The organism is Neptuniibacter sp. PT8_73 (genome assembly GCF_047778045.1).
GTDB lineage: Bacteria > Pseudomonadota > Gammaproteobacteria > Pseudomonadales > Balneatricaceae > Neptuniibacter.
The window spans coordinates 88173-101750 of sequence record NZ_CP180545.1; the positions used below are offsets into that span (position 1 = coordinate 88173).

Annotated in this window: 13 protein-coding genes; 9 read left to right on the plus strand and 4 right to left on the minus strand. The window is 46.8% G+C overall.

The annotated features are described in order from the left end of the window. Window positions 1-6: 6 nt before the first annotated feature. Complete coding sequence (locus ACMXYN_RS00375; RefSeq protein WP_415883029.1) at window positions 7-1173, minus strand: isovaleryl-CoA dehydrogenase; 1167 nt, start codon at window positions 1171-1173, stop codon at window positions 7-9. Between the two features lie 71 nt (window positions 1174-1244). After that, the gene (locus ACMXYN_RS00380; protein ID WP_415886455.1) at window positions 1245-1652 is read right to left on the minus strand and encodes a MerR family transcriptional regulator; all 408 of its coding nucleotides are present in this window, start codon (window positions 1650-1652) and stop codon (window positions 1245-1247) included. 295 nt (window positions 1653-1947) lie between these two features. Here ACMXYN_RS00380 and ACMXYN_RS00385 point away from each other — a divergent pair, with 295 nt between their 5' ends. From ACMXYN_RS00385 to ACMXYN_RS00420, 8 genes are all read left to right on the plus strand, one after another. Beyond that, window positions 1948-2763, plus strand: coding sequence for an ABC transporter ATP-binding protein (locus tag ACMXYN_RS00385; protein WP_415886456.1), 816 nt, complete (start codon window positions 1948-1950; stop codon window positions 2761-2763). Then, complete coding sequence (locus tag ACMXYN_RS00390) at window positions 2760-3473, plus strand: ABC transporter ATP-binding protein (protein ID WP_415892991.1); 714 nt, start codon at window positions 2760-2762, stop codon at window positions 3471-3473. The genes ACMXYN_RS00385 and ACMXYN_RS00390 overlap by 4 nt, the downstream gene beginning before the upstream one ends. A gap of 155 nt (window positions 3474-3628) precedes the next feature. Beyond that, complete coding sequence (locus ACMXYN_RS00395; protein ID WP_415892992.1) at window positions 3629-4843, plus strand: ABC transporter substrate-binding protein; 1215 nt, start codon at window positions 3629-3631, stop codon at window positions 4841-4843. Between the two features lie 155 nt (window positions 4844-4998). Then, window positions 4999-5886 (plus strand): branched-chain amino acid ABC transporter permease, encoded by an 888-nt coding sequence (locus ACMXYN_RS00400; RefSeq protein WP_415883034.1) that lies wholly within the window; start codon window positions 4999-5001, stop codon window positions 5884-5886. An 11-nt stretch (window positions 5887-5897) separates the two neighbouring features. Continuing rightward, window positions 5898-6824, plus strand: coding sequence for a branched-chain amino acid ABC transporter permease (locus tag ACMXYN_RS00405; protein ID WP_415883035.1), 927 nt, complete (start codon window positions 5898-5900; stop codon window positions 6822-6824). A gap of 90 nt (window positions 6825-6914) precedes the next feature. Next, window positions 6915-8096, plus strand: coding sequence for a thiolase family protein (locus ACMXYN_RS00410; protein ID WP_415892993.1), 1182 nt, complete (start codon window positions 6915-6917; stop codon window positions 8094-8096). 127 nt (window positions 8097-8223) lie between these two features. Then, a complete protein-coding gene (locus ACMXYN_RS00415; protein WP_415883037.1) occupies window positions 8224-8526 on the plus strand; it encodes a DUF3144 domain-containing protein in 303 nt (100 codons plus the stop codon). A gap of 154 nt (window positions 8527-8680) precedes the next feature. Beyond that, a complete protein-coding gene (locus tag ACMXYN_RS00420) occupies window positions 8681-10387 on the plus strand; it encodes a methyl-accepting chemotaxis protein (protein ID WP_415892994.1) in 1707 nt (568 codons plus the stop codon). A 37-nt stretch (window positions 10388-10424) separates the two neighbouring features. Here the strand turns inward: ACMXYN_RS00420 and ACMXYN_RS00425 are convergent, their stop codons facing one another. Beyond that, window positions 10425-10889: a hypothetical protein gene (locus tag ACMXYN_RS00425; protein WP_415892995.1), complete on the minus strand. Its 465-nt coding sequence runs from the start codon at window positions 10887-10889 to the stop codon at window positions 10425-10427. 264 nt (window positions 10890-11153) lie between these two features. On the opposite strand from ACMXYN_RS00425, the gene ACMXYN_RS00430 reads away from it, so the two are divergent. Beyond that, window positions 11154-12827: a methyl-accepting chemotaxis protein gene (locus ACMXYN_RS00430; protein WP_415892996.1), complete on the plus strand. Its 1674-nt coding sequence runs from the start codon at window positions 11154-11156 to the stop codon at window positions 12825-12827. Between the two features lie 113 nt (window positions 12828-12940). Here ACMXYN_RS00430 and ACMXYN_RS00435 read toward each other — a convergent pair whose 3' ends face one another. Then, on the minus strand, window positions 12941-13375 hold the full coding sequence (locus tag ACMXYN_RS00435; protein WP_415892997.1) for a DUF6746 family protein: 435 nt from the start codon (window positions 13373-13375) through the stop codon (window positions 12941-12943). Window positions 13376-13578 lie beyond the last annotated feature (203 nt).

Genomic DNA, 13578 nt, shown 5'->3' on the forward strand with positions numbered 1-13578 from the left:
GATGGCTTACTTATTCATAAACAGCTCACGACCGATAAGCATTCGGCGTATCTCTGAGGTACCTGCTCCTATCTCGTAGAGCTTGGCATCACGGAGTAAACGACCGGTTGGAAATTCATTGATATAACCGTTACCGCCCAAGAGCTGGATCGCATCCAGCGCCATTTTGGTTGCGGTTTCGGCGGTGTAGAGGATCACCCCAGCGCAATCTTTTCGGCTGGGTTCTCCGCGCATCGCTGCTTGGGCAACGCTGTAGGTATAGGCCTTGCTGGTGTTCATCAGGGTGTACATATCGGCGATCTTGCCTTGTACGAGTTCGAACTCGCCGATCGCTTGGCCAAACTGATTACGATCACGAATGTAAGGGACTGCGATATCCATCGCCGCAGCCATAATCCCCAAAGGACCACCGGCTAACACTAAGCGCTCGTAATCCAAACCACTCATCAGTACGCGGGTACCGCCGTTGAGTTCACCTAAGATGTTTTCTTTAGGTACTGGGCAATCTTCGAAGACCAGTTCACAAGTGTTTGAACCGCGCATTCCGAGTTTGTCGAGCTTCTGGTGACGAGAGAAGCCTGGGTAATCTCGTTCGACGATAAACGCGGTAATTCCTTTAGCGCCTGCGTTGGGTTCGGTCTTGGCGTAGATCACATAAGTGTTGGCGTCGGGACCATTGGTGATCCACATCTTGTTGCCGTTCAGCAGGTAGTGATCGCCATTATCGCGGGCATGCAGTTTCATAGAGACCACATCAGAACCCGCATTGGGCTCGGACATCGCCAGTGCACCTACATGTTCGCCACTGATCAATTTCGGCAGGTACTTTTGTTTTTGCTCTTCGGTACCGTTGCGATGAATCTGGTTAACACACAGATTGGAGTGCGCACCGTAAGATAGAGCAACGGACGCGGAGGCACGGCTGATCTCTTCCATAGCGATCACATGAGCCAAATAGCCCATATCGACACCGCCATATTCCTCTTTAGCTGTGATACCGAGCAGCCCCATATCACCGAACTTACGCCATAGATCCTGAGGAAACTCATTATCCTTATCGATCTGTTCCGCTCTTGGCGCTATCTCTTGTGCAGCAAAATGGTTTATTTGCTCACGTAACATATCCAATGTTTCACCAAGGCCAAAATTCAGGCTGGAATATTGTGAGATCATAGTCGTACCCTTGTTACCGGCGTGTCGATTTATCCACAGATCACTTAAGGATCAAGTAAAGGCTTAATCGATTAACCGGCTCTTTGTTGTTTTTGTTTTAGTTCGAGCAATGTTTCATGGCAGCGGAGTTCTGCGTTATCTAATTCCTGCTGCAAAATCGCAATATCTTGAAGCTGTTGTTCCAGCTCAGAACGCTTTTCATTAATTTTTTCCAACAGCAGAGTTAGCTGCTTTTCACTTCCTGTCAGCGTTTCATCCCACAGCGCAAAAAGCTCCCGGGTTTCCGCGAGTGAGAACCCAAGGCGTTTACCGCGCAGTATCAGTTTTAAGCGCACGCGATCTTGTGTGCTGTAGATACGTGTTTGCCCGCGTCGTGTCGGAAAGAGCAGCTGCTGATCCTCATAGAAACGGATGCTTCGCGTGGTTAGCGCGAACTCTTTCGCTAGCTCGCTGATGGAATAAGTCTGTTTGCTATTCATAAAAATCCGCTGTTTTTAACTCTTTACAGATTAAGCAAAGTTTACGTTCACGTAAAGGTCAATAAAGGAATTCCTGTATTTTTGTAAATATTTTAACCGCTTTTATAAGTTACTGAAAAATATAAGCTAAATCGGAAATCTATCGTTTTTTGCAGTGCGACTACGACTAAAGTTGTACTGGATTTTATGTAGGGGTAATTGCTAGGTTGGGCGACAGCTTATCAGCATTTAGCCGTATTTTTAGGTTGTTGCGCTGGTTAAATAAAAATAAAAAACAGCGAGGATCAGAGTCTGCATGAGTGTCGATTATGTACTGCAAACCTCAGATTTGATTAAAGAGTTTAAAGGCTTTACTGCGGTAGATAAGGTCAACTTAAACGTCGAGCGTGGCAGCATTCACGCCTTGATCGGGCCTAATGGTGCCGGTAAGACGACCGTATTTAATTTGTTGACCAAATTTTTAATCCCAACGTCCGGTCAAATTCTTTTTAATGGCGAAGATATCACCCAGATGCGTTCAGCCGAGATCGCACGTAAAGGGGTGATCCGTTCTTTCCAGATCTCTGCGGTGTTTCCACACCTAACGGTGTTGGAGAATGTCCGTATTGCCCTTCAACGCAAAGAGGGTAACAGCTTTCATTTTTGGAAGTCTGACAAAGTCTTAGACAAGCTTAATGGCCGTGCGATGGAGTTGCTGGAGTCGGTAGGTCTACAAGACCATGCGAACTCCGTGACCGTCGATCAGCCTTATGGTCGTAAACGTGCTTTGGAGATCGCAACCACATTAGCCCTAGATCCAGAACTGATGTTATTGGATGAGCCGACTCAGGGTATGGGCCACGAAGATGTTGAAGTGGTGTCGGACCTGATCAAACAGGTCTCCAAAGATCGCACTATCTTGATGGTTGAGCACAACCTGCATGTGGTTTCCAAACTGGCGGACCGTATCTCTGTTCTGCAGCGTGGCGCGATTCTGACCGAAGGTGATTACGCAACGGTATCAGCCGATCCACGTGTTAAGGAAGCTTACCTCGGTGTTGCTGCGGATGAAGAGCCTGAAGCTGCCAAGCCTGCTGAAACCTCGCCTGAGAAAGAGGAGGTTGTGGCATGAGCTTAGGTGGTAACGAAAAACTCCGTATCAGTGACCTGCACTCTTTCTATGGTGAATCTCATATTTTGCATGGCATCGATATGCACGTGATGCAGGGTGAGCTAGTAACCCTATTGGGTCGTAATGGCTCAGGCCGTTCAACTACGCTGCGTTCGATCATGAATATGGTGGGTCGTCGTAGTGGCAGCATCAACGTCAATGGTCGCGAAACCATCGATATGCCGGCACACAAAATCGCCCATTTAGGCATGGGTTTCTGCCCGGAAGAGCGCGGTATTTTTTCCAGTTTAAACGTGGAAGAAAACCTGATGCTTCCGCCGACTGTACGCAGTGACGGCATGAGTATCGAAGAGATCTATGAAATCTTCCCCAACCTTTACGAACGCCGAACCAGCCAAGGCACACGCCTATCCGGCGGTGAACAGCAGATGTTGGCTTTAGCTCGTATCTTGCGTTCGGGCGCAAATATCTTGTTGCTCGATGAGATCACCGAAGGTTTAGCGCCTGTGATTGTGCAGAAGTTGGGAGAGGTGCTAACCAAGTTAAAAGAACGCGGATTGACCATCTTGTTGGTAGAGCAGAACTTCCGTTTTGCTGCACCGATTGCGGATCGTCATTACGTGATGGAACACGGTCATATTGTGGAAGAAGTTCACAAACATGAACTGACCGAGAAAACAGAATTACTGAACACCTATTTAGGTGTTTAACAGCCTTGAGGAGCCTACGAATAAGCCTTTTACAGGCCTGCGCTTAGGTTCCTGAATGTCCAGAGGCTAAGTGAATGACCCGAAGATGTGCTGGGTTAAACCACAAAGCATCAAACTTTGAATAAAAATAAAAAACTCTATCGGGAGAAAATGCGATGAAATCAATGAAGAAATCTCTGCTGACAGCGGCAATTGCCTCTACATTCGCAGTAACAGGGGTACAGGCAGCAGGTGTATCAGACGACAAAGTCAAAATCGGTGTACTAGCCGATATGGGCGGTGTTTATGCTGATATCTGTGGTGCAGGCTGTGTTACAGCAGTAGAGATGGCGGTTGAAGATTTTGGCGGTACGGTACTAGGTAAACCAATTGAAGTGGTAAGTGCCGACGACCAGAATAAACCAGATATCGGTTCTGCAAAAGCGCGTGAATGGGTAGAAAGCCAAGGCGTTGATGCGGTTACAGGTCTGGTAGCTTCTTCAGTAACAGGTGCGGTAACTAAAGTGCTAACAGACAACAAAAAAGTTGCTCTGATCGCTACTTCTGCATCTCATGCGTTCACCACTAAGGCGTGCTCACCTTACAACGCTCACTGGACTTACAACGTAGTTGCGCTAGCTAACGGTACGGTAAAACCAATGGTAGCTGCAGGTAAGAAGAAGTGGTTCTTCATCACTGCGGACTACGCTTTCGGTCACGCCCTAGAGAAAGTAGCGACTGGCGTAATTAACTCTAACGGCGGTGAAGTAGTAGGCGCCGTGCGTGCTCCACTAGGTACAACCGACTTCTCCTCTTACGTTCTTCAGGCGCAATCTTCTGGCGCAGACGTAGTGGCGCTAGCCAATGCGGGTGCTGACTTCGTTAACTCCCTAAAAACAGCAGCTGAGTTCGGTCTAACTGAAACAACTGATGTTGCAGGTTTGTTGGTATTTACTCACAACGCGAAAGCTTTGGATCCTGAAATCTCTGGCGGTATGAAACTAACGACTGGTTTCTACTGGGATATGGATGATGAAACACGTGCTTGGTCTAAGCGCTTTAAAGAGCGTCACGGCTCTATCCCAGCAATGGGTCAGGCGGGTGCTTACTCTATGACGATGCACTACCTAAACGCGATCAAAGAAGCGGGTACCGATGATGCTGATGCGGTAATGGCGAAGATGAAGGCGAACAAGCCGAACGATTTCTTCGCGCGTAACGCTCATCTACGTGCGGATGGTCGTATGGTGCATGACATGTATCAGGTACGTATCAAAACATCCGAAGAGCGTAAAAACGAAGACGATATATTCGCAATTGAGCAGGTTATCCCAGGTGAAGAAGCATTTGGTCCGATGATGGATAAGTGTAACTTCCTGGCTGCCAAATAAGGCGCTTGTATGACGAGGGGGGCGGCTTCGCCTCTCTCACAGTAAGTCAGAGTTTTGAGCTATTCGTAGTTCTATATAGCTCTCTTAGCGGATTGTAAGTACCGGTTAGCTACAAATGTATCTGTGGCGCAGTTGCCGGTTAGGGGTGGAGAGTTATGGCAACATTCCTCGATATAAATCTCTTTGGCCTATTTGGTCAATTGCTGGTGGGCCTGATTAACGGCTCATTCTATGCATTACTCAGTCTGGGTTTAGCAATTATTTTCGGACTGTTAAAAATCATTAACTTCGCGCAGGGCGCGCTCTATATGCTGGGTGCTTTCTTTGCGTGGATGGCCCTTAACTATATGGGCATTAACTATTGGGTCGCGCTAATTCTCGTCCCGATCGCCGTGGGCTTTATCGGCATTTTGATGGAGCGTTTTCTGCTGCGTCCAATTGCCAATGAGGATCACCTCTACAGTTTACTGCTGACCTTTGGCTTAGCGCTCATTCTTCAGGGGGCGTTTACCCACTTGTTCGGTTCCTCGGGTATGTCTTACGCGATTCCAGAAGAGCTGAAAGGCGGTAATCGACTGCCATTTATGTATCTGCCAAATTATCGTGCTTGGATCATTATCGCGTCGATCATTGTCTGCGCCGGTACTTGGTACATGATCGAGAAAACTAAGCTGGGTGCCTACCTGCGTGCAGGTACTGAGAACCCGCAGTTGATGCAGGCATTTGGTATCAACGTACCTTTGATTGTCACTCTGACTTTTGGTTTTGGTGTCGGCTTAGCTGGCTTTGCCGGTGTCATGGCCGCGCCTGTGTATTCGGTCTCGCCTGATATGGGTTCAAATATGCTGATCGTAGTATTCGCCATCGTAGTTATTGGCGGTATGGGATCGATCGGTGGCGCAATCCTAACCGGCTTGGGTATGGGGGTTGTGGAAGGCCTGACGAAGTACTTTTACCCCGAAGCCTCGACCACCGTTATTTTTGCGGTGATGGTGATTGTATTGCTAACCAAGCCAGCAGGCTTATTTGGTAAAGAAGCCTAGGAGAAGTGACGATGAAAATAAGTAAAACAATGATTGCACTGGTCGTCCTTGGATTGATTGCTCCTTACGTGCTTTACCCTGTGTTTGTCATGAAAGTGCTCTGTTTCGCACTGTTCGCTTGCGCATTTAACCTGTTATTGGGTTATGTGGGTTTGCTCTCTTTCGGCCATGCCGCGTTCTTAGGAACAGGTGGTTACATTACTGGTTATCTGATGATGGAAACCGGTGTTACACCCGAGCTAGGTGTGTTGGGTGGAACCTTAGCAGCAGCTTTACTGGGCGCTGTATATGGCAAGTTGGCGGTGAAACGTGAAGGTATCTACTTTGCCATGGTCACGCTGGCGTTAGCGCAGTTAGCTTTCTTCGTTTACCTACAAGCACCGTTTACCGGTGGTGAAGATGGAATGCAGGGCGTTCCGCGTGGACATCTGTTCGGGTTTATCGACCTGAGCGATAACATGAGTATGTATTACTTCGTGTTTGCCATCTTCCTATTCGGTTTCTGGCTGGTCAATCGCACGATCCACTCTCCGTTTGGTCAAATTCTTAAAGCGATCCGTGAAAACGAAGCGCGTGCGGTATCCCTTGGTTACAACGTTAATGACTATAAATGGGCAGCATTTGTAATCTCGGCTGCACTAGCAGGTCTCGCCGGTTCGACTAAAACCTTGGTGTTCCAGCTGGCTTCGCTGACCGATGCTCATTGGCATATGTCCGGTGAGGTGGTGTTGATGACCTTGCTAGGCGGTATGGGCACGATCTTTGGTCCAATCGTAGGTGCTGGTGCGGTTGTAACTATTCAGAACTACTTGTCCGGTGGTGAGTTGGGTAACTACATCCACATCATCATGGGCTTTATCTTCGTGATCTGCGTACTAGCGTTCCGTAGCGGTATTGTTGGTGAAGTGCAGAAATTCATGAAAAAGAACTTTAGCTAAACTTAAACCAAAGGGGATTTATACGATCCCCTTTTTTGTATCTACAAGTTGACGTTAACGTCAATATTAGAAAGTTATGAAGGTGGAAATATGAGTCAGGATGCAGTCGTTATTGTAAGTGCCGCGCGTACCCCAATGGGTGGCATGATGGGATCGTTAAGCGATGTTCGCGCTCCCGATCTGTGTGCTACTGCGATCAAAGCTGCAATTGAGCGTGCGGGCGTTGCTGCGGATGATGTCGATGAAGTGGTGATGGGCTGTGTTTTGCCTGCTGGTTTAGGTCAGGCACCTGCTCGACAAGCATCGCGTGCTGCAGGTATTCCTGATGCTGCAGGTTGTACCACTATCAATAAGATGTGTGGCTCCGGTATGAAGGCGGTGATGTTAGCTCATGATCAGATCCTAGCGGGCTCGGCGTCTATCATTGTCGCTGGTGGTATGGAGAATATGAGTCAGTCTCCGTATCTACTACCAAAAGCCCGTGAAGGCATGCGTATGGGTCACGGTAAGGTGATCGATCATATGTTCTTCGATGGCTTAGAAGACGCTTATGAAGGTGGCTTGATGGGCTCGTTTGCACAAAAGAGCGCGGACGATTTCAATGTTAGCCGGGAAGCGATGGACGACTTTGCGATCGGTTCTCTAGAAAAAGCGATTGCTGCAATTGAAGCCGGTGAGTTTGTCGAAGAGATCGCGCCGGTGACGATTAAAACTCGTAAAGGCGAAGTGGTTGTCGATACCGATGAACAGCCAGGTAATGCTCGGATCGATAAAATTCGTAGCCTAAAACCGGCCTTCAAAAAAGACGGCACGGTGACAGCAGCGAACTCCAGCTCGATCTCCGATGGTGGCTCGGCACTATTGTTGATGAAAGAGTCTGAGGCCAAAGCCCGTGGTCTAACTCCTCTTGCTAAAATCGTGTCTCACTCCACACATGCACAGCTGCCTGCTGAATTTACTATTGCACCGATCGGCTCTATTCAGAAAGCGTTGGATAAAGCGGGTTGGTCGAAAGAGGACGTGGATCTATTTGAGATCAACGAAGCCTTTGCTGTGGTTTCTATGCTGGCGATCACCGAACTAGGGCTTGATGCTGACAAAGTGAATGTGCGTGGTGGTGCTTGTGCACTGGGTCACCCGATCGGTTCAAGTGGCTCCCGCATTATGGTGACGTTGCTGCATGCGCTGAAACAGAAAGGCCTGAAGCGCGGTATCGCCTCGCTTTGCATTGGCGGTGGCGAAGCTACAGCGGTCGCGGTTGAGATGCTCTAATCACTGCTTAACATCTTAGCCATTGGTGCAATACGCTTCGCTATTGCACCTTACCTATTGTACAGTTGAGCTCTTTTGTAATGGGGCGGGTTATTGCCCTAACAGTTTTTGAATAGGGTGGTGCTGTATGAGTCAAAAAGAAAAGGCGATGGATACGTATAAAATGGCAGACGAGTTTATCGATCTGGCTAACCGTATGTTGACTGCCGAAGGTAAAGAACTGGAAGATGTAGGTGCAGCCATTCGATACGCTGCAGCGCGTTTTAGCTCCCACGAAGTAGCTTATCGCTCAAGCGATCTAGCGGCTGAAAAGAAAGATGCAGTAGATTGGTACACAGGTCACTTTAACGAAATGCTAAACGAAAACTTCGATCAGCATATCGAGCACATTGCAGCGGAAAAAGAAAAAGCTGCGGCTGAAAACCACTAATAAAAATGTTCGAGATAGGGTGCAGTAGCCAAATGCTTTGCACCCTTTTATCTTCCTCTCCTATTGTTTAATTCCTCACTAAATACCTGCTGAATCCCCAAGCTTCTTCGCTCCTGACTGCTACACTAAAAATACCAAATTGGAGGAATTCCTTATGGCCAAAATAGGAATCACTCAGGGGATCTTCATCAAAATGGCCGTTCCCATTCTGAGTGTGTTTATTGTGGCGCTGGCCGTTATGGCATGGTTGATACCTTCAAGGATGGAAGACCGAGTACTGGAAGACACCGTATTTGCCGCGGAACAAACGGCTATCCAATTCAAAACGTTACGAAAATACTATGTGCAAAACATAGCCTCTGTTGTCAGTAAAGGGTCAGATATTAAGCCTGCGATAGATCATCAGGGAAACCCTAAGGCTATCCCGCTACCAGCCACGATGATCCATGATTTGAGTAAATTACTCGAAAACAACGGCGTTAACGTCAAACTTTATAGTGATTTCCCTTTCCCTAATCGTGCTAGTCGTAATCTTGATCAATTTGCTTCTGATGCTTGGGATTATCTGGTGGCTAACCCTGACGGTATTTACAAACAGGTGAGTAGTCATGGCGATAAGAGCATCGTTCGCGTTGCTATTGCCGATACGATGTCGGCCCCAGGGTGCGTTGCTTGCCATAACAGCCACCCCGATTCGCCCAAGACCGATTGGAAGTTAGGGGATGTTCGAGGTGTGCTTGAGATTGATTCAGATGTGACTGAGCAGCTTGCCTCAAGCCAAGTGACCAGTGTGACGGTTATCGGTTTTCTCTTATTAATGCTGTTGGTGATTTTAACGACTATCTACCTATCCTTTAAGCGCGTTATTAGTCAGCGGATAGCAACAATCTCTAGAGCAATTGGAGTGATTGCCGATGGCGAAGGGGATCTTACTCAGCGTCTAAATGAGGCTGGAAATGATGAGCTATCACACTTAGGCCATACCGTTGACCGAATGCTATCCCAACAGCAGGATATGGTACGGCAATTAACCCGTGTTTCGTTTGAGTTAGCTGATAAGACCGATCAGCTGTTGGTCGATATCAAAAATACGGCTGAGCATACCGAGGACCAACAACAACGTACGACTCAAGTTGCAGCATCAGTTGAGCAAATGAGTGGAGCGATTCATGAAGTAGCGAGTAATGCGGCAACGGCTGATGACACGGCTAAAGAAACCAACCAAATGGCAGATACGGGCAAAACTGTAGTGACAGCCTCGGTTAACGCTATTAACCAATTATCTGAGCAGGTAGAAGAGACTGCATCTGTTATAGATACTTTAAGGGCAGATAGTGAAGAGATTGGCAAAGTACTCGATGTCATCCGTGATATTGCTGATCAAACCAACTTGTTAGCACTAAATGCATCAATAGAAGCTGCGCGTGCGGGTGAACAAGGTCGTGGATTTGCCGTGGTTGCTGATGAGGTGCGTAACCTCGCTGGGCGGACGCAAAACAGCACCCATGAGATTCAGGATATGATCAACCGCTTACAAACTGGTGCATCAAATGCCGTAGCTGCGATGCAATCAGGGCAGGAATCCGCACGTAACAGTGTAGAAAATGCCAGTCAAGCGGGTGATTCGTTGGAACATATCACTCAAGCGGTGAGTAACCTTTCATTTGTTAACTCTCAAATTGCTGCGGCGGTAGAACAGCAGGGCGCAGTAGCCAACGATATCAGTGAGCACGTCTCGTTTATTCAAATTAAATCTGAAGAAACGTCGGCAGAATCCGAACGTAATCAGCAGGTATGCCAAGAGCTATCCGGCTTAGCACAACAGCTTCGCCAGAGTGTGAGCCACTTTAAAGTGGATTAGTGCAGTATTTTTGTGTCAGGGCAACATGCCATATAGCCTATGGCTGTTCCTCTGTCACCACTTTTGCCATTGGCTTATCACGTTCTAAATATTTCACCCAAGCCGCAAACACTTTAGGTGTAAATGGCAGTTTAAGATCCTTTCCTAAGAGTGGAAAAGCAATCAGAAGCAGCACACCTACTGCAACGTAGATGACACTACCAGTGGTAGCTAGAAAAGGTATAACTGAGCTGAGTATCAGAAAGATGGGGTTATCTCCATCTCTGGCTATAACCCCTAGAGCAAACTGTAAAACGCCGAGAACGATGGCATAAGCGATAATCGTGATACAGAAGTCATAACATCGAACAGCATGCCAGCTAGCGAATTGTTTTGATGTTTTGCGTAGTGCTAAATAGCAGAGCAATGGAGCGAAGAATCCAAGGAAATATGAGATGTATCCTGCTGCTAGGGTGATAAGCGGGATTGATGCGGCAAGCAGCCTTTCGGGCCAAGAGGTCATAAGTTGTCCTTAACTGATGCAGTCTTCTTCATGAAAACCTTATAAAGAGGGATCCTACGCCAATTTTACTCTAAGTCTACCGTCTTTTAGGTTCATTAAGTTCCGTCATAAAAACCTATGTATAGCAGCACATTCTATAACTCCAAGCTTTTACCCCCTATAAACCGTATGACTTTAAGACACAAAAATGCAATCGAATAGACATATACGGGTAATACCGACTCTCTAGCATCAGCGGCTCTGCTAATTAAATTGGAAGTAGTCATGAGCCTAAAGCTGAAAATGCTTTGCCTGTTTTCCATCGCGATGATCTGTATGTTTGCCATTGGCCTGTCGATGTCGCTTAACTATCGGTCATATATCAGCAAACAAGAGCAACTGAATAGCTTTTACCAAACTATGCTGGAAGATACCCAGCAACTGCAGATGGTGCTTCTACAGCAAAATGAAGCTTGGAAGAACCTGCTTATTCGTGGCAAAAACAAACAGAAGTACAACCTCTATTTGGATCGCTTCACGACCTTTGAAAGAAATTTCCAAAAGAAGATTAAAGCCGTAGGCGAGCAAGGTGCTAGCTTTCCTAAAGTGACAGAGTCACTAAATAAGCTTGCTGCGAGTCATGTCCAGTTAGGCCAAAAATATCGCACGGCTTTACCTGTTTATCAGTTGGCAGACCGTGAACCAGCCCGTACAGCGGATCAATATTTGGATGGCGCGTTTACGGTGCCAGAGCAACAGATGGCGAATGTGGCAACATTGGTGAGAGCGAAAAAGCAGGAGGCGTTTGCTCAGGCCGAACTGGTACTGAAACAACAAGAACAGTGGATCATTCTTCTCGGTAGCCTTGCAGGTATCTCTATCCTTATCGCCTTTACCTATATATTGCTGCGTACTGTCATAACACCGATTAAACAGTGTTCTGGCATGTTGGAGCAGCTTGCTTCCGGTGAAGCGGATATCAGTAAACGTTTGGAATACAAACAGCAAAACGAACTGGGTGAGATGGCGACTTGGTTCAATCAGTTTATTGATAACCTCACCGCTATTACCCACGAGATCGATCAAGCAGCGGATCTGCTGTCAGAAAATACCTTGGCATCAACGCAAAATACCAGTGAAGTGAAAACTTTGGTGGGTAAACAGCAGGAAGAAATTTTACGTATTAGCAGCTCGATCGATCAGCTTGCGCGATCTGCGTGTGAGATCGCACTGAAAGCTAACGAAGCCCTCAAATCAGCAGAGAATGCGCAACAAGCGACGGTTGCTACCTCTGAGATCATGGCTGAGATTGACGGCACTGTGACCGAGCTTCATCACAGCAGCCAGCGTAATGATCAAGAGATGCAACAACTGCAAAAGCAGATTACCGGCATCAATAATATTCTGGAATTTGTCACCGAAGTCAGCGAGCAGACTACGTTACTAGCATTGAATGCAGCTATTGAAGCGGCACGTGCAGGCGAACATGGTAAAGGCTTCTCGGTCGTGGCGAGTGAAGTCCGTCATCTGGCGCAGCGCACAGCTGAAGCAACCGAGTCGATTAGACTATCAACCAACCAGATTAACTCTGCAGCGACTCAAGTATCCAACGAGATCAAATACAGCCAAAAACAGGTATTGGGGATCGTAGCGTTAACGGAAAAAGCGAATACCCATATCTTCCAGATGCAGGAACGCATTGAAGATATGAACCATATCAATCACACCATTGCAGATTCAGCTAATCATCAAAATGAGGTCACTCAGCAAATCCAAAGCAATATCTGCAGTACTAAAAATGCGGTATCTCATGTGATGGATTCAGCGATGCAAAGTACTTCTAGCAACGGTGATCTGGCGCAGATGTCGGTGCACCTTAAGCAACTGTTGAATAGCCTTAAAGGTGGGGAAAGCAAAGGTCAAATGGCTACGACGGCTGGAGATGTTGAGCTGTTTTAATGTGACTAGCTAAGTAGCTAGAGAACAGGAAGATATTTAGAGTTTATGGGAGGCGCGTATTGTTAGTGATATTTCATCGACTATATGCGCCTTCCATTGCAACTAGGTATAACTTACTTAGCTGCTTTTTGTGCGATGCTGTTATCCCAAGAGTTATAGATAAACTCGCTTGCTAGTTTGAAGTATGTATCTAGCTCTTTCTTTGTTTCGTCCTTGCGGTTGTTTTCTGAGTTCAGGTGAACTTCTTCAACAACTACAGCAATTTTTTCCATTAATTCTTTGTCACTACCTGTAGATTGCTCAGCAAAGTAGGCAACGCTTTTCTCTAGTGAGTAAGTGATGATGTGAATCTCATGCAATTCTTCTGCGTCCAGCTTCTGCTTACCTTTCATCTCCAATGTTTTTTCAATGAAAACGGTTTTTGCATCGCTCAAAGAGGAAATGTCAGCGATTTTAAGGTGCTGCACAGGTTTACCATCAGATACGCCGCTTGCTTGAGCAGATACGGCAAATACAAGAGCAAAAAATAGTCCAGCTAGTTTTTTCATTTTGATTCTCCAGCACTCAGTTAATCAGAAGGTTAAACATCGCGGTGCTATTCAATGCTAACGAGAGGCGCAATATAAATGATAGTAATTAGCATTACAATAATTGTGATATCTAGATGTTAATACACACTGAAAGGCAGTGGAATCGATATCTGATGCAGGGGGCGGAGTCCAAAGCACTTACTAAGAGTAAGTGTTTGAAA